Origin of the sequence: Frankia torreyi, assembly GCF_000948395.1 — a bacterium.
Taxonomy (GTDB): Bacteria; Actinomycetota; Actinomycetes; order Frankiales; family Frankiaceae; genus Frankia; species Frankia torreyi.
On record NZ_JYFN01000002.1, the window covers coordinates 184,086 to 200,046 of the forward strand.

Sequence of the window (15,961 nt, forward strand, 5' to 3'; positions counted from 1 at the left end):
TGCCCGGGGTCTGCCGGGCGGCTTCCGGCTGCGCGGTGCCTGAGCCGATCCGCCTCGGCCACGGCGTGCGGCGAGAGCAGTGCGTCGTCGTCACCCGCCTCGTAGGCCTTGATCCGGGCCCACAGTGCGGCACCTGGCCTCTCCGTCACGGCGGCTCCCCCAACCCGCTACTTTCCTGCACTGAATGTACAAGGTTGGACTCGGACCGTGGCGCTTTGTGCTACATCACAGGGCCATGACCGAGGAGAACTTCGACATCCTGCTGGATGCGTCGAGAGCACCCGGGGACCTCCCGGACGACGTGGCGGTGCTCGACCTGCCGCCGGGATGCCGGGCCGTCGACGCCGCGGACGCGCTGGAGTCGCTGTTTGCGACCGACCGCGCCGTGCAGGAGGTCGCCGTCGGTGTCGACGGGCGGATCGTCGGGGTCGCCACCCGGGCGTACCTCGGTGGGCTCCGCGCGAGGGTGCCGCGGTCGGTGGGGGACGGCGACGGAGCCACCCTGCCGGGGGCGTCGCTGCGCTACGAGATCCTCCGCTACCGCTGCCCCACCTGCGGAGCGCTGCGACGACGAATCCACGTCGATGAGCGGTCGGCTCCCGTGTGCCCGAACGGCCACGGCGTGCTGGAACGGCAACGGTGAGCCTCGAAGCGGCAGCCCGGCCGGCCCTGGCGGGAGGCCGGTTCTTCCTGGTCGACTACCTGCCGACGTATGCGGCCGCACTGTTCGTGTTGACGCTGAGCTGGGCCGGCGCCCCCGCAGGCGCCCCGGACTTCGGCCAGGCGTGGCGGACCGCCGCCGATCTGGGCGCGGGCGAGGCCCTGGTCGTCGCGCTCGGCGTCACCCTGGGCGCGGTCCTCGGCCGTCCGCTGCAACTCGCCGTCGTATGAACCCTACGGGCTCGACGCCGTCGTCGCCTGGCCGCGGCTGTATCCGGTCCTCGGCGAGACGACCCGCCTGATCGTGAGCGACCGGCGCAACACGCTCGACGCAGCGGCCCGGCTGTCCGTGACGATGGCAGCCACGGCCGTGGTGGCCGCCGTCCTGCTGCTGCCGTCCTCGAGCTGGTGGGCCTGCCTGGCCCTGATACCGCTCACGATCGCCCGCGTCGCCTACCTCGGTGCCGTCCGGGCGGCGCTCGCCTACGGCGAGTGCGTGTGCACCGCCTTCGACCTGCACCGCTTCGACATGCTGACGGCCCTTCACGTCCCGCTTCCGGGCACCCCCGAGGCCGAACGCGCCCTCAACCGTCAGCTCTGCTCAGCCTGGCGCCAGGGCACCCTGACCACGACGCCCTACGACGACCCGCAGCGGCTGGACGGTCGGGACCGGCCACCGCACGGCGCGGCCTGACCGTCGCGGCCTGCGGCACCCGGCTGACCAGCGTCACCCTACTCGACAATGCAAGGTACCTGGCTTAGTCTGTCCTCATGGCGCCGACGCATGATCCCCAGTTGCTCAAGGGCGTCCTGTCGCTGCTGCTGCTGCGGCTGCTCGCCGAACGGGAGTCCTACGGCTACGAGGTCGTCCAGCGGCTGCGTGAGCTCGGGCTGACCGACATCAGCGAGGGCAGCGTCTATCCCGCGCTGGCCCGGCTGGAACGCGAGGGTCGGCTCCACGGGCGGCTGGTCGCCTCCCGCTCCGGCCCGGCCCGCAAGTACTACCGGCCGACCCCGGCCGGGGACCAGGCGTTGGCGCAGGGCACCGAGAGCTGGCTGTCGCTGGCCGCGGTGGTCCACCCCGTCCTGGTCCGGCGCCTTCCCGATCCGCCCACCGCCGATCCCGCCACCGCCGGCCCGCCCAGGGCCACCCCGCCCACCGTCACCCCGCCCACCGCCACGGAGGACACCGGACGATGACCACCTCGCTGAGCACCCTCGACCGGCTGCGGATCGAACGCGCCGTGTGGACGATGGACACCAGGCTGCAGGACCTGCCGCGCCGATCCCGGGCCGCGCGGCGTCGGGAACTACGCGACAACCTCCACGCCGCGGCCGCGGACGTCGGCGCCCGCCAGGCCGTGCGCCAGCTCGGGGACCTGCGCGTCCTCGCCGCCGGTTACCTCACCGCCGAGTACGGCGAGCTGGCGCGGCGCCCGTCCTGGGCGGCGGCCGCCTTCGCGATCTTCGCCGTCGAGGCCGTCATGATGCTGGTCGACTATGTCGCCAGGAGCGCCTTCGACGCCGGGATCACCGCGACCCCCGAGGCCACCGGCACCTTTCGCTGGGCCGGCGTTCCCTACCTGACCAGCGACGCCACCTTCACCTACCACCACGGAACGCACACCTCGGTCGGTGGGGCGTGGACGCCGCTGGTCTACGTGCTCATGTTCGTCGGGGCTTTCGTCGCCGGGCGGATGTGGCGGCTGCTCTCCGCCTCGCGGCGCCAGCGCCGCCGCACCCCCCTGGCTGTCGGCACCCCAGGCGCCGTCGACGGGAAAGCAGACGGCGGCCGAATCTGACGTCGGGCCCGGATACGCGGCTCGACATTCCTCCCCGCGCCGAGGGGGCTGGCACCACACCGCACGACATGCGCAGAATCAGCACAGGCGCGAAAGCGAGCCCAGGACCAGGACGTCGAACTAGCGTTCGACACGACGGGGGTGCGTGTGCTGTGCTGGTGGCTGTGGAGCAGGATGTGCGGTGGCGGATCAACGTCGCCTGGGACGGCGAGCATCGCTACCTCGCCGACGCGCTCGACTGGCGCCTGACCGACGATCCGCGCGAGGCACAGACCTGGCCGACCCGGCTGCAGGCCGTCCGCGAGGCGAACGCGTTCGCGCGGGCCCGGGCCTGGCGCATCGAATACGGCGGCGCCGTGATCGCCCCGGTGCCGTCCACCGGCACGCCGGATCCGACGGTGCGGTATCTGTCCCCGGAGGCCTCGCCGTAGGGTGGACATCGTGAATGCGATGGCGCTCTCCCCTCCCGTCGCGTAAAGGCGGGCCGCAGCGGAAAACCGTCGTGCCGGAGGAGGACCTCCGGCGCGATGGTCGTGCTGCCCGCACACGGGACGACACGACCATTTCCCGAGGCGGAGAGCGCACCATGTCGAATGCTGTTGACGTCCTGCCCGTCAGGCGGGGCCTGATGTATCTCGCGTGTGCCGGGGCCACCTGGAGCACCACCGGAGCGGCGGTGGACCTTGTCTACCGATCCAGCGACCTGGGACCGGTGGCGGTGTCTTTCTGGCGGTTCCTCGGCGGCCTGGTCCTGCTGCTCATGGCGCGAGCCGTGCGACCGTCGCGATCGGCGAACCGAGTCCCCGCGAGCACCCAGTTCCGCCGCCCGCCGCTGCTCCTACGCGCGGGGACGGCAGCGGGGCTCGCCGTGTTTCAGACCGCCTACTTCGGGGCTGTCGCGATGACCGGCCTCGCGGTGAGCACGATCGTCTCGCTCGGAGCCGGGCCGGTGCTCACCGCCATCGGCGCTCGGTGGGCCTTGGACGAGCGGCTGGGACGCGGCGGGGTTCTGGCGATCACCGGAGCGGTGAGCGGCCTGACGGTGCTCGTCCTGGGTGATCAGGGCGCGGCCGTGAGGCCGGGCGGGGTCGGTCTGGCAGTGCTGTCCGCCGCGGGATACGCCACAGCCACGCTGCTGGCGCGGGGCGCGGGGCGCGCTGGCCGGGGCGAGGACCCCGCCGTCGTGACAGCGTGGTCCTTCGGCATCGCCGCCGTGTGTCTGCTGCCCCTGGCGGTGCCGGCGGGACTGCTGCCGCACACCACGCAGCTCGGCCGTCTCCTGGTGATTGCGGCATACGTGGCCGCCGTACCGACCGCGCTGGCCTATCCGCTCTACTTCGCGGGCGTCACGGTCGTGCGCGCTGCCACCGCATCAACGATCATGCTGATCGAGCCGGTGGGTGCCGCCGTGCTCGCGGTCGTGGTGCTCGGGGAGCAGCTCACGGCGGCGATGCTGGTCGGGGCCGTGCTGCTGCTGTTTCCCATGATCCTTCTGGCGAGGGTGGAGGCGCGGCTCGCGGGTGGGACCGTCGTCTCCTGATCCGGCGTCTCCTGATCCGGCACCGCGGGTGGGGTGCGAGGCGGACGGCCTCGCCTCCCACCCGGCATCGGCCGGTCCGCCACCGTCCGCAGCGGACCTCGGTGAACGCCGCGGACGCGTCAGCCTTCGAGGAAGACGATGTGTTCCGGGGGGACGGTCAGGGTGACCTTCTCCTGCCCGGTGGCGGGATCGGTCCGCACCCGGACCAGGGTGTCCAGGGCGGTGGCCTGTCCCGCGGGGACGGTGAACAGCCTGTCGTCGCCGGCGGCGAGGAAATCCGCGAAACCGGCCAGATCGACCCCGCCGGTCTCGTCGAGGGTCAGATATTCCGCCAACCGGCGGAACAGCTTCGGCAGGATGACCAGATCGTCGGTGAGCTGCTCGCGGGAGGTCACGGTGAAGCCGGACGTGGTGGCGTCGAGCTTCCAGATGCCGCTCGCCGCACGGCGCACCGCCGCGGTGGTCGCGGCGAGATCGGCGCGCAGGTCGACGTACAGCTTGGAATAGAACGTCGGGTACACCCAGCCGGCGGCCAGCAGCCGGTGGTTGACCGACCGGTGCAGCCCGTCGACGTCGAGGAACACCGCCGCGCCGTCGGTCTGCCCCGCCGGCGGCGCGCCGGCGAAGGCCACCGCCACCGCCCGGCCGTACTTGTCGGCGAAACGGGTCAGGATGTACCCGTCGGCCTGGGTGGGGGTGGCGGCGGTGACGGTGCCGCGGGCATCGCGGGTGACCTCGGTGAAACCCAGTTCGTGCAGCAGGGCGTCGGCGGCACCCCGGCCGAACTCGGCACGCTGATGCCATTCCCGGCCGTGCGGCGGGGTGTAGTGCGTCTCCAGTGCGTCGATGGCGTCCAGGCGAAGCTGCACTCCACCCGCCCGGTTGGCCTTCACCGTGATGCCCGCCCGGCGGAAAGCCTGCGGATTGTGCGGGTAGAAGCGGACCGAGTCGCCGTCCGGGGAGGCGCCCACCACCCGGAAGGTTCCGGTGATCAAAGTCAAAGGCATGGATCACACGTTCCCCTGCGGCACAGGCGGAATGCGGATCGTCACCGTGAATGTCCGATGAACCCTTGCCGTCGTGCGCGATGATTCGCCGTCACGGGCGTCACCGCCGCAGCCGTCACGCCCGGCGCTGCTATGGTTGTCGCCGTCGGAGTTACCTGAGGGAGATGACGGTCCTATGGGTGCGGTGAGCGTGTTTCGCGATGCCCCCATCCGGGTCACCGACTGAGGCGGTCTGCGCACCGCCGTGGCCCGGACCACCCACACCTCGTCCGGAGTCGCACATCATGCCAGGCACCATCTCCCGACCGCGCAGCATTCTCGTCCTCGGTGGCACCCGCTTCGTGGGCCGAGCCCTCGTCGAGGCCGCGCTGGCCGACGGCCACCAGGTGACCCTGTTCCACCGCGGTCAGACCAATCCCGGGCTGTTCGCCGCGGCCGAGACCGTCCTCGGGGACCGCACCCGTACCCGTGACCTGTCCGCTCTCGCCGAGCGCCGTTTCGACATCGTCATCGACGTCGCGGGCTACGACCCGCAGGTCGTGCGGCGCGCCGTCGAGGCGCTGCACGGCCGGGCCGCCCACTACGTCTTCATCTCCTCGGTGTCGGTCCTCGCCGACCAGGACACTGCGCAGAACGAGGACGGCGACCTGCTGGAACTCGGCGACGGCACGCCGCCCGAGAAGCTCTACGGGGCGCGCAAGGCGGCCTGCGAGCGCCTGGTCCGCGACGCCTTCGGGGCGCGGGCGCTCATCGTCCGTCCCGGCATGATCGTCGGACCGCATGATCCGACGGACCGCTTCGCCTACTGGCCACGCCGGTTCGCCCGCGGCGGGCGCATCCTGCTGCCCGGGGGCCCGACGGACCTCGCGCAGTTCATCGACGTGCGGGACCTGGCGAGCTGGACCCTGCGCTCGGCGGCGGCGGGCCTGGGCGGAGTGTTCAACGTGACCGGCCGGCCGCTGGCGTTCGCCGCGTTCTTCCAGGCCTGCCAGGCCCTCGCCGGCGCGACGGGCACGCCGGCCTGGGTGCCGAGCGATCGGCTGATCATCGCCGGGGTCAACCCGTGGATGGGGATTCCGCTGTGGATCGCCGTCCCCGGGTGCGCCGCCATCAACCAGATCGACGTGTCGCGGGCGATCGCCGCCGGGCTGACGATCCGCCCGCTCGCGCAGACCCTGGCGGACACGCTCGCGTGGGACACCGCCCGCGGTGGCCCGGCGCCGGGCGACGAAGGGCTCAGCGAGCCGGAGGAACGCCGGCTCCTGGGTGAGCTGGTGGGCTGACCCGCCCGGCAAGGAGAGCCGGTCGCCCCCCGCCTGACGACCGCCACCGGGCGGGGGGCGTCGGCTGTCGGCCGTCGGTGCTGCGTCAGGAACGGCGGCGGCGCGGCGGAGCCGTGCGCTCGCGGGCCCAGTCGTACCAGGACGCCGGCAGGTCGGGGGCGCCCAGCACCGCCGTGGCCAGCGCCGCGTCGTGCCCGTGGTAGGCGCGGGCGAGCGCGCTGACCCCGACCGCCGTCGGCGCACCCGGCGTGACGTCGATGGCGTCGCCGGCGCCCAGCTCCCCCTCGGTGAGCACCCGCAGGTAGATCCCCGGCCGCCCGGCGGCGGCGAACCGCCTCGGCAGGCTGCGATCGGCGAAGCGGATCCCGAGCTTGAAGCACGGGATGCGCGGCTGGGCGACCTGCAGCCGCGCCGACCCGATCGACCACACCTCGCCGACGACGACCCCGGCCGCGTCCAGCCCGGCGATGGTCAGGTTCTCCCCGAACGCCCCCACCGGCACGTCGCGGCCCAACTCCCCCGCCCACCAGGCGAGATCCTCCCGGGTGTAGGCGTAGACGGCCTTGTCCGGACCGCCGTGGTTGACCAGGTCGGCCTGCCGGTCGCCGTCGAGATTGTGCCGGCGCACCGAGACCCGCCCGGCCACCGGCTCCTTCCAGATCGCCGTCATCACCTCGCCGCCGTCGCCGGTGCCGTCACCGCCGGTGCCGCGGGGGACGGCACGGGGTAGACCCACGTTGACCGACACCACCCGTGGGCCTCGCACCCCACCGATCGGGCCGTGCACACCACTCATCCCAGCCTCCCGACCCCGCCCCCCGCGGAACTTTCCACCAGGGCGTTTCTACGTCGCCGCAGGCACCGGCACATCCCGCCCGCCGTCGCCACCCGCACCCCGCACCCTGCGACCTGCAAGCGACACCGGTCACCCCGGGCAGAGCTATACGGTGGAAATCGTTACCACAAGGACGGACAGTGACGAGGCCGCACGGTCGGATCCGGGCCATCGCGACGAAGGGCGAACAAGCCGTGACCAGCTTCGAGGACGCCGCCGCCCTCAGCCGCGCCGAGAGCGGCCTCGCCGTCATCTCCACGCTGCGCGACGATGGCGGCATCCAGGCATCCGTCGTCAACATCGCCTTCATGCGCCATCCGCTGACCGACATCGAGGTCGTCGCGTTCGTGACGTACGGCGCGGTCAAGCTCGCCCACCTGCGGGCCCGCCCGCAGGCCAGCGCCACCGTGCGCTCGGGCTGGCGGTGGGCCACCGTCGAGGGCGTCGCGGAGATCATCGGCCCCGACGACCCGCGCCCGGGGGTCGACGCCGTGCGGCTGCGGCTGCTGCTGCGCGAGGTCTTCCTCGCCGCCGGCGGCACCCACGACGACTGGCACACCTACGACCGGGTGATGGCCGAACAGCGCCGCACCGCGGTGTTCCTCACCCCCACCCGCATCTACGGCCCCTGACCCGCAGGTGCTGACCGTGCGCTCTGCTCGATCCGGGTCGCGGGGACACTCGGATTGCAGGTTCGCGTCGTCGCGAGCGCGATGCGCACGGCCGGGGTGAGCGAGCCGTTGACCCTCGCGCAGGCGAAGTCGTGGCGGGCGATGACCGTCGAACCGCCGGCCTGGATGATCGCTCTGCTCGTCGACGCGGCGACCCGCCGCAGTCGCCGGGAGCATCGTCGAGCCACGCAGCGGCGCCGCAGTCGCCAGGCCGGACGGGCGGTGGGCTCCGTCGACACGGAACCGGAACCAGGTCGGGACGATGCGTGTGTATCCGTTCGGTCTGCCCTGTTCCCTGCCGGTAGGGTGACCGTCTGATGGCATGAGCGTGAGGGGGCTGAGCGTGAGGGGGCAGGGCGATGGCGGACCCAGGTGCTGACACGGGCTCGACGGGCACGACGCTGCGGACGGATCTGCCGCACCCGGCGCGGATGTATGACTACTACCTCGGCGGCAAGGACAACTTCCCGGCCGACCGGGAGGCCGCCGAGCTGGCGATCGCCGCGTTTCCGAACGCGCGGGTGACCGCCCGGGAGAACCGGGCCTTCATGACGCGGGCGACGCGTTACCTGGCCACGGAGGCAGGGATCAGCCAGTTCCTGGACGTCGGGACGGGGATTCCGACGTCGCCGAACCTGCACGAGGTGGCCCAGAGCATCGTCGCCGAGGCCCGCGTCGTCTACGCCGACAACGATCCGATCGTGCTCGCCCACGCCCGCGCCCTGCTCACCGGCACGCCGCAGGGCCAGACCGCCTACATCGACGCCGACATCCGCGACCCGGCCGCGATCCTCGACTCGCCCGAGCTGCGCGAAACCCTGGACCTGGCCCGGCCGGTCGCCCTGTCCCTCGTCGCGATCCTCCACTTCGTTGCCGACGAGGAGGATCCCCACGCGATCGTGCGTCGCCTCGTCGAGGCGTTGCCGTCGGGGAGCTATCTGGTCCTCACCCACGGGACCGCGGATTTCGACCCGGAAGCCGAGGAGTTCGCGGCCGCCTACCGCAAGCGTGGTCTGCCGTTCCAGCTCCGCACCCACACCCAGGTGGAACGCCTGTTCGACGGACTGGAGCTGATCGAACCGGGCCTGCTCCTCGCGCACCACTGGCGGCCCGACGACGACCGGTCCACCACGCTGCGCGACGCGCAGGTCGGCATCTACGGCGGGGNCGCCCNGNAANCGNGATCGGGGNCTGTTCGCCACTCGTCATGATGACGACGTAGCGCTCCGATGGCCACGACGTCGCGATCGGGGAGCCGTTCTTTCCGGACCCGATTCGGACCCGATCCGGTCCCGATCGCACCGCCGACAACCTGGCGCCCCGCGCCCGCCAGGCGACCCGCGACGGCATTATTGACCGCGTGTATACACCCGATGTAGACATGGGGGTGTGACAGTCCCCATGGCCCTGCTGGGCCTGCTCGAGCGAGAGCCGAGCCACGGCTATGACCTCAAACGCGACTACGACGCCTACTTCGGCCGCGGCAAGCCCCTGCCGTTCGGCCAGGTCTACGCCACCCTGGGCCGCCTGGCCCGGGACGGAAAAGTCCTCGTCGGCGAGGCCGAGCCCGGCGCCGGGCCCGACCGCAAGCGTTACGTGATCACCGAGCAGGGGGTCAGCGAGGTCGAGGCGTGGCTGCACGAGCCCGTCGCACCCGAGCCCCACCTGCAGACGGTGCTGTTCGTCAAGGTCGTGCTGGCCCTGATGTCGGGGCGCTCCGCCGAGGGCTACCTGGACCGCCAACGCGCCGCCCACCTGCAGCGGATGCGCGAGCTGACCGCGCTGAAACGGACCGGCGGCCTCGTCGACGCGCTGCTGGCCGACCACGGACTGTTCCATCTGGAGGCCGATCTGCGCTGGCTCGAGCTGACCGCGGCCCGCCTCGACGCGCTCGCCGCGGCGGTGCGCGCATGACCGCCGAGACGGCCCAGACCGCTGGGACGGCCCAGACCGCTGGGTCCGCTGGGACCGCCGCCCGGGCGCGATCCGACGCGGCCGGAGCGTTGATCGAGGCACGGGACGTGACGTTGGCGTTCGGGCCGACGCCGGCGCTGCGCGGCGCCAGCGTCACGGTGCGGGCCGGGGAGATCCTGGCCGTCATGGGGCCCAGCGGCTCGGGCAAGTCGACGCTGCTGCACTGCCTGGCCGGCATTCTCCTCCCCGACAGCGGCGAGATCCTCCTCGACGGGCGCCGGGTGGACACGATGCGCGAGAACGCCCGCAGCGCGCTGCGCCGCGACCGCTTCGGGTTCGTGTTCCAGTTCGGCCAGCTCGTCCCCGAACTCAGCGCCGAGGAGAACGTCGCGCTGCCGCTGCTGCTGCGCGGCATCCCCCGCGCCGAGGCGCTGGCCCGCGCCCGGACCTGGTTCACCCGCCTCGAGCTCGGCGCAACCCGGACCCGGCGCTGCGGTGAACTCTCCGGCGGGCAGGCGCAACGCGTCGCACTCGCCCGCGCCCTGGTCGCCCGCCCCCAGGTCCTGTTCGCCGACGAGCCGACGGGCGCGCTGGACTCCCTGACCGGCGAACACGTCATGGACCTGCTGGTCGCCGCCGCCCGCGAGCAGGGCACGACCGTCATCCTCGTCACCCACGAGCCGCGCGTGGCCGCCTACGCCGACCGCGAGATCATCGTGCGCGACGGCACGGTCACCTCCTACGACCTCGCCCCGGTCCCGCCCGCGCCGGTTGCGTCGTGATCCGACTCGGTCTGCGCCTGGCCCTGCGCGGCGGCCGGGAGGCGGCCGTGCGCCTCGCCCTCATCGCCGGCGCCGTCGCCCTCGGCGCCGCCCTGCTGCTGGCCACCCTCGCCGGGATCAACGCCGTCGACACCCAGAACGCCCGCTACGCCTGGCTCGCGACCGGCACCGCGTCGAACGAGGCGACACTGCCGGCCGGCCGTGCGGCCGATCCGCTGTGGTGGCTGCTCAGCGTCGACGAGTTCCACGGCAGGCAGATCGGCCGGATCGACCTCGCCCCCACCGGCGCGCACCCACCGCTGCCCCCGGGCCTGACCCGCCTGCCCGGGCCGGGCCAGTTCTACGCCTCCCCGGCGCTGGCCACGCTGCTGCGCACCACCCCGCCCGCCGAACTCGCCGCCCGCTACCCGGGTCGGCAGATCGGCACCCTCGGCCCCGCGGCGCTGCCAGCCCCGGACTCGTTGATCCTCGTCGTCGGCCGCCGCGCCGACCAGCTCGCGCGGACACCGCAGGCCACCCAGGTCACCGCCATCGCCACCACACCGCCCAGCGGCTGCAGCGGGCAGTGCCTCGACGTCGGCATCAACGCGAACGGCATCGACCTCGTCCTGTCCGTCGTCACCGCCGCGCTGCTGTTCCCGGTCCTGATCTTCATCGGCACCGCGACGCGGCTGTCCGCGGCCCGCCGCGAACAGCGCTTCGCCGCGATGCGCCTGGTCGGCGCGACCCCGCGGCAGATCTCGGTGATCGCGGCGGTCGAGTCGAGCGTCGCCGCGGTCGGTGGCGTCGCCGCCGGGTTCGGGCTGTTCGCCCTGCTGCGCCCGGCGCTCGCGCCGATCCCCTTCACCGGGGAACGGTTCTACACCGCCGACCTGTCGTTGAACCTGGCCGACATCCTGCTGGTCGCGTTCGGCGTGCCGATCGCCGCCGCGGCGGCGGCCCGCCTGGCGCTGCGCCGGGTGACCCTCTCCCCGCTCGGCGTCACCCGGCAGGTGACCCCCCGCCCCCCACGGGCCTGGCGGATCCTGCCCCTGCNGGCCGGTCTGGGCGAACTCGTGTGGTTCGTCCACGCCGGCCAGCCCGCCAGCACCGCCGGTCAGGTCCAGGCCTACCTGTCCGGGATCCTGCTGACCATGATCGGGCTGATCGTCGTCGGGCCGTGGCTGATTCACGCCGGGGCCCGCCTGGCAGCCCGGCGCGCCCAGCGGCCCGCCGTGCTCATCGCCGGGCGTCGCCTCGCCGACAACCCGCAGGCGGGCTTCCGCGCCGTCGCCGGTCTCGCCCTGGCCCTGTTCGTCACCAGCGTCGCCGTCGGGATCATCACCACGATCAACGCCTACGGCACCACCGGCACGCGCGACCACGTCGCCGCGCGTGGCCCGGCGCAACGCCACACCCTCATCGACCGCTTCACCACCTACACCCCCGCAGGACCGCAGGACATCGCCTCGATCCCGGCCTCCCTGCTGCGCGATCTGCGCCGGGTCCCCGGCGTGCGCGGCGTGACCGTGATCCATCGGCCTCCCGGCGCGGGGCGCGTCGACCCGCTGATCGGCGTCGTCTCCTGCGCCGAGCTGTCCGGCACCCCGGCGCTCGGCCGCTGCGCGGCCGGCTCGGACACGGCCACCCTCAGCACCGACTTCGAGGCCAGGTTCGGCGACCACGCCGGGATGGTCCGGCCGGCGGCCCTGTCCCCCGACGGTCTGCGCCACCTTCCGGTCCAGTCCCTCGCCGTGGACACCGACGGGCCGGCGGCGGTCGAGCGGGCCCGCACCGTGCTCGACCTCGCCTACCCCTCCGCCTACCTGTCCGTCACCATCGCCGAGGACCTCGACCGCGGCAGGCGGCTGACCACCGCCTACCAGCAGTTGGCGAACGTCGTGATCCTCACCAGCCTGCCGATCGCCGGGTGCAGCCTGGCGGTCAGCGTGGTGGCCGGGCTCAACGACCGCAGACGACCCTTCAGCCTGCTACGGCTCGCCGGCGCCCCCCTCGGGATGCTGCGCCGCGTCATCCTGCTGGAAAGCGCGCTGCCGCTGCTGGTCCTCACCGTCGTGTCGATCGGCACCGGATTCCTCGCCGCCGGCCTGTTCCTACGCTCCCAGCTCCACGAGACGCTCCGGCCACCCGCGGGCGAGTACGATCTCATCGTCCTCGCCGGCCTGCTCGCCGCGCTCGCGGTCCTCGCCGCCACGTTCCCCCTGCTGCGCCGCATCACCGGACCCGAGGCCGCCCGCAGCGACTGACCGGCACCGCGCACGCCGTTTCGCCACGATGCCAGCCCCCTTCTGTCGTGCCAGAAGGGGGGGCGGTGGGCGTCGATCACTGCCGACGATCGACAACTTCGCGCCTGTGGGTATTGTTTTCGTTACTGTCGGGAGCGTCTGGTGCGGCGGCGCCGTCGACGTGCTCGGTGCCCCGCTGGTCCACCCCTCAGCCAGGGATGGTGCCGTTCGCGACTTCAAGCGCCACCTGAAGGCCGAGCGTCGCAAGCCGACCACGGTCAACAACCACCTCGCCGCGCTCGCCGACTTCTACGAGCGTCCTTCGCCGCGCACTCCACTTTCCTTCGGGGTGCATGAGGTGGGTGGTCAGACCTGGGTGGTCAGTGAGGTGAAGGCGCGGGCGTAGTCGGTGACCGTCGCGCCGCCGGCCAGCACGACGCGGTTGTCGATGACGATGTAGGGCACGCCGGTCGCACCTCGGTCGAGTGCTTCTTCGCGGTCGCGTGCCACCTCGGCCTTGAAGCGGTTGCCGGACAGCACGTCCGACACGTCGTCGGCGTCCATGCCGCCGGCCACGGCCGACCTGGTGAGCTCCGCGGGATCGAACGGGTTGATGGTTCCGCCGAAATAGCCTTGCTGGAGCTGGGCGAACCAGGACGCTTCCAGCCCGTGGGTCTTGGCGAGCTGCAGGACGCGCAGGACATCGTGTGTGTTGGAAGCAAGTCGGTCCGTCGTGAACGGCAGGCCCACGTCGTTCGCGAGGCCGGCGACCCGCCTCTCGGCAGCGATGGCGTCGTCGATGGTGCCGCCGTGCTTCTTCACGAAGATCTCCGGGATGGAGATCGTCGTGGTCCTGGAACCCGGGTCCAGCTCGAACGCGTGAAGTCTCAGGTCCAACGTGGCGTTCAGGTTCGCCTGCTCGAACCCGAGCTCCAGGCGACGACGCCCCACGTAGCCCCACGGGCATCCGAGGTCGGTCCACATGTCGGCGCGCACAGTTCTCATATCGCTCCCTGCCTATGTGGGGAACTTCCCCCACATAGGAAGCTACCACGAAGTGGGGAAGATCGTCCACTTAGGTTAGGATGGGCGCGTGACTACCGGCGGCAGCAGCCCGAGCAAGCCGTTGCGGGCCGACGCGGAACGCAACCGGTCCGCCATCCTGGCTGCCGCGGCGCGGCTGCTGGCCAAGAACGGCCTGTCGGTGTCACTGGACGACGTGGCCGCGGAGGCCGGAGTCGGAAGCGCGACCATCTACCGGCGCTTCAGCAGCAGAGACGAGCTCGCGTCGGACGTCCTCGGGCAACAGATGGCCGAGTACGTCGCCCGGACCGAAGCAGAACTGGCCCGATCCCAGGACGACCCGTGGGGGGCCCTGACGTCGTACACCCACTTCGTGGTGGAACGCCAGATCGCCGATCGCGCCTTCGCCGAGGTCCTCTCCTCGCCCGGGCTGGGCACCGCCGCGCTTCGAGAAGACCTCGATCGGACCTACCGAGACTTGCAGGCCATCGTTCAGAACGCACTGGACGCCAAGGTTGTGCGACCGGACATGCACTGCAGCGACCTGCTCATGCTCTTCCGTGCGGTCAACGGCCTCATCGCGGCTGACGCCGAAACGGCCACAGCGGCGTGGCCACGGCTCGTGGCCACCTTCCTCGCGGCCTGGCGGAGCGACGGTCCTCCGCTGCCGCCGGTGTCCGCGGTGTGGGATCGGACAGAGGCCTAACCCGGATCTTTCAGCGGCGGCCCTGCCTGATGCGAAGGTCGCGGTGCTGGCCGCGTCGCGGACATGCCGCGCCTCGAGTCCTGGTCTGCCTCGCCGGAGTACGCGGCGGCGACGAGACGACCCTCCTCAACCACGCCCTTCTCCAAGCATGCCGCCGCGGCGGCGGCTGACCCTCGTCCCACCCGGCCACGACCTGGTCGGGGATCCTCTGCAACCACGCGATCCCCGACCAGACGATCCCCGACCAGACGATCCGTTCCGATCCCGCTCAGAACCTGATACGCCTACCCGCCTCCACGACCTGTCTGCCGCGCGGCGGAGTGGTGACGTCTCGTAGCTCTGGTGGCAGGCTGATCGGCCATGGGCACGGGAAACCAGACCACCTCCCGCGAGCTACGGTGCGCCACCGACACATTGCAGGGTCAATGCCGTGCAGGGTCAATGCCGCCGCGGGGAAACGGCGAGCACGGCTACGACACCCGCATGATCAGAGGGCCACAGCCCGGAACGGGTCCGGTCGCGTAGCTTGTCGCCAATCACGGTCGCCCGCACCGCCTGGACCTGTTCGAGGCCGGGGTGCGCGGGACGCGTAGGTTGGTACAACACGTAGTCGATGCGCCGATCAAGGTCTGCGGGTACGGCATCGAGCTCGATCTGTGTGGCGGTGAAGCCGTTGTTCGGGCCGTGGATCGCCGCCCACGCGTCCGTATATCCGCCCTGGGTGAACTGGCCATGCGGGCCGGTGGAGTCACTCGGTCGCGAATTCAGATCGCCGAGCAGGACCACCGGGTGTTCCGCGGTGGCGAGTGCGGCATGAAGCTCTTTCGCCTGGTCGTTACGAACCTGCGCGTCGACGGGTTCCAGATGGGTGTTGACGACTCGTACCGTCCGGCCCCGAGCGGTCACGTCGACTGCCGACCAGCCGTCCGGGAGCGTGAACGGCCCAGCCGCGGTCGGGACAGTCAGTCGAGCCGCGTACTCGTGCGACTCGGAATGGCTGGCTCGCCACCTGCCGGGGATGCCGGTTCGCACCAGAATCGCATCGTGGTCGGTGAAGCTCACCTGTCTGGTGGCGCTGATCGGCAACTGGCCGGAGAAGTTGGTGTTCTCCGCGGCGACCGCATAGTCCAGGCCGTGTTTCTTGAGCGCCTTCAGCAGGATCGGCAGGTAATCGACAGTAGTATGCAGTGGACCACCGATCGGGCCCTCTTTCCACAGTGCGACCTCCTGCAGGCCGAGCACGTCGGGCTGCTGCCGGGCGAGCAGCTTCGCGATGGCCTGCGCCCGCGCCGGAAAGTCGGCCCACAGCACGTGCTTGTAGGCGGTCCTGGTCCGACGGACTAGCTCCTGCTGGTCCGGGGCGGTGGCAATCGGGGTGAGATCGGCGCCAAGATACAGGTTGTAGGTGTTGACCGTGAGTTGCTGGGTCGGCTCCGTTTCGGCCAGTGCTGGCATGGCAAAGGTAAAACTGGCTATCAGCACCGATGCCGATATCGTGAGGCGTCGCCGCATA

21 protein-coding genes are annotated in these 15,961 nt (G+C 71.8%); 16 read left to right on the forward strand and 5 right to left on the reverse strand.

The genetic code is table 11. The features are described from left to right. Window positions 1–235: 235 nt before the first annotated feature. The 7 genes from FF36_RS02075 to FF36_RS02105 all read left to right on the forward strand — a co-directional run bounded on the left by FF36_RS02075 (window position 236) and on the right by FF36_RS02105 (window position 4,002). On the forward strand, window positions 236–643 hold the full coding sequence (locus tag FF36_RS02075; protein WP_044883188.1) for a hypothetical protein: 408 nt from the start codon (window positions 236–238) through the stop codon (window positions 641–643). Then, entirely contained in the window at window positions 640–891 is a 252-nt protein-coding gene (locus FF36_RS02080; RefSeq protein ID WP_044883189.1) for a hypothetical protein, read from the forward strand. Before FF36_RS02075 ends, FF36_RS02080 begins: the two co-directional genes overlap by 4 nt. A 73-nt stretch (window positions 892–964) precedes the next feature. Further along, window positions 965–1,354 carry a hypothetical protein gene (locus FF36_RS02085; protein WP_044883190.1) on the forward strand — a complete coding sequence of 130 codons (390 nt, stop codon included), beginning with the start codon at window positions 965–967 and terminating at the stop codon, window positions 1,352–1,354. A gap of 77 nt (window positions 1,355–1,431) precedes the next feature. Continuing rightward, the gene (locus tag FF36_RS02090) at window positions 1,432–1,860 is read left to right on the forward strand and encodes a PadR family transcriptional regulator (RefSeq protein WP_044883191.1); all 429 of its coding nucleotides are present in this window, start codon (window positions 1,432–1,434) and stop codon (window positions 1,858–1,860) included. After that, entirely contained in the window at window positions 1,857–2,462 is a 606-nt protein-coding gene (locus FF36_RS02095; protein WP_044883192.1) for a hypothetical protein, read from the forward strand. Before FF36_RS02090 ends, FF36_RS02095 begins: the two co-directional genes overlap by 4 nt. 152 nt (window positions 2,463–2,614) lie before the next feature. Further along, window positions 2,615–2,893, forward strand: a complete 279-nt coding sequence (locus tag FF36_RS02100; RefSeq protein WP_044883193.1) for a hypothetical protein — start codon at window positions 2,615–2,617, stop codon at window positions 2,891–2,893. Between the two features lie 155 nt (window positions 2,894–3,048). After that, window positions 3,049–4,002 (forward strand): DMT family transporter, encoded by a 954-nt coding sequence (locus FF36_RS02105; RefSeq protein ID WP_044883194.1) that lies wholly within the window; start codon window positions 3,049–3,051, stop codon window positions 4,000–4,002. A gap of 119 nt (window positions 4,003–4,121) precedes the next feature. Here the strand turns inward: FF36_RS02105 and FF36_RS02110 are convergent, their stop codons facing one another. Beyond that, window positions 4,122–5,009, reverse strand: a complete 888-nt coding sequence (locus FF36_RS02110; protein WP_044883195.1) for a hypothetical protein — start codon at window positions 5,007–5,009, stop codon at window positions 4,122–4,124. 284 nt (window positions 5,010–5,293) lie between these two features. On the opposite strand from FF36_RS02110, the gene FF36_RS02115 reads away from it, so the two are divergent. Next, window positions 5,294–6,292: an NAD-dependent epimerase/dehydratase family protein gene (locus FF36_RS02115; RefSeq protein WP_044883196.1), complete on the forward strand. Its 999-nt coding sequence runs from the start codon at window positions 5,294–5,296 to the stop codon at window positions 6,290–6,292. A gap of 85 nt (window positions 6,293–6,377) precedes the next feature. Here FF36_RS02115 and FF36_RS02120 read toward each other — a convergent pair whose 3' ends face one another. Next, window positions 6,378–7,088 carry an MOSC domain-containing protein gene (locus tag FF36_RS02120; protein ID WP_044883197.1) on the reverse strand — a complete coding sequence of 237 codons (711 nt, stop codon included), beginning with the start codon at window positions 7,086–7,088 and terminating at the stop codon, window positions 6,378–6,380. Between the two features lie 179 nt (window positions 7,089–7,267). Here FF36_RS02120 and FF36_RS02125 point away from each other — a divergent pair, with 179 nt between their 5' ends. Next, on the forward strand, window positions 7,268–7,759 hold the full coding sequence (locus FF36_RS02125; RefSeq protein ID WP_110431406.1) for a TIGR03618 family F420-dependent PPOX class oxidoreductase: 492 nt from the start codon (window positions 7,268–7,270) through the stop codon (window positions 7,757–7,759). Here the strand turns inward: FF36_RS02125 and FF36_RS34795 are convergent. Continuing rightward, window positions 7,747–8,037, reverse strand: coding sequence for a hypothetical protein (locus tag FF36_RS34795; protein ID WP_128423245.1), 291 nt, complete (start codon window positions 8,035–8,037; stop codon window positions 7,747–7,749). The two genes, FF36_RS02125 and FF36_RS34795, sit on opposite strands and share 13 nt — an antisense overlap. Before the next feature lie 120 nt (window positions 8,038–8,157). Here FF36_RS34795 and FF36_RS02135 point away from each other — a divergent pair. The 6 genes from FF36_RS02135 to FF36_RS32260 all read left to right on the forward strand — a co-directional run. Then, on the forward strand, window positions 8,158–8,965 hold an 808-nt coding region (locus tag FF36_RS02135), incomplete at its 3' end, for an SAM-dependent methyltransferase (RefSeq protein ID WP_242422238.1). 222 nt (window positions 8,966–9,187) lie between these two features. Further along, window positions 9,188–9,712, forward strand: a complete 525-nt coding sequence (locus FF36_RS02140) for a PadR family transcriptional regulator (protein ID WP_044883200.1) — start codon at window positions 9,188–9,190, stop codon at window positions 9,710–9,712. Continuing rightward, window positions 9,709–10,494 carry an ABC transporter ATP-binding protein gene (locus FF36_RS02145; RefSeq protein ID WP_082121600.1) on the forward strand — a complete coding sequence of 262 codons (786 nt, stop codon included), beginning with the start codon at window positions 9,709–9,711 and terminating at the stop codon, window positions 10,492–10,494. The genes FF36_RS02140 and FF36_RS02145 overlap by 4 nt, the downstream gene beginning before the upstream one ends. A 47-nt stretch (window positions 10,495–10,541) precedes the next feature. Next, window positions 10,542–11,529, forward strand: a 988-nt coding sequence (locus FF36_RS40305) for an FtsX-like permease family protein (RefSeq protein ID WP_339325588.1), incomplete at its 3' end; no start/stop codon positions are given. 635 nt (window positions 11,530–12,164) lie between these two features. After that, window positions 12,165–12,740 (forward strand): ABC transporter permease, encoded by a 576-nt coding sequence (locus FF36_RS40310; RefSeq protein ID WP_339325589.1) that lies wholly within the window; start codon window positions 12,165–12,167, stop codon window positions 12,738–12,740. A 106-nt stretch (window positions 12,741–12,846) separates the two neighbouring features. Then, window positions 12,847–13,125 (forward strand): hypothetical protein, encoded by a 279-nt coding sequence (locus FF36_RS32260; RefSeq protein WP_055408116.1) that lies wholly within the window; start codon window positions 12,847–12,849, stop codon window positions 13,123–13,125. On the opposite strand, the gene FF36_RS02155 is transcribed toward FF36_RS32260, so the two are convergent. Continuing rightward, window positions 13,086–13,724 carry a DsbA family protein gene (locus FF36_RS02155; RefSeq protein WP_082121602.1) on the reverse strand — a complete coding sequence of 213 codons (639 nt, stop codon included), beginning with the start codon at window positions 13,722–13,724 and terminating at the stop codon, window positions 13,086–13,088. The two genes, FF36_RS32260 and FF36_RS02155, sit on opposite strands and share 40 nt — an antisense overlap. Window positions 13,725–13,812: 88 nt before the next feature. On the opposite strand from FF36_RS02155, the gene FF36_RS02160 reads away from it, so the two are divergent. Then, entirely contained in the window at window positions 13,813–14,448 is a 636-nt protein-coding gene (locus FF36_RS02160) for a TetR/AcrR family transcriptional regulator (protein WP_044883203.1), read from the forward strand. Between the two features lie 438 nt (window positions 14,449–14,886). On the opposite strand, the gene FF36_RS02165 is transcribed toward FF36_RS02160, so the two are convergent. After that, window positions 14,887–15,960, reverse strand: coding sequence for an endonuclease/exonuclease/phosphatase family protein (locus FF36_RS02165; protein ID WP_157871693.1), 1,074 nt, complete (start codon window positions 15,958–15,960; stop codon window positions 14,887–14,889). Between the last annotated feature and the right edge of the window lies 1 nt (window position 15,961).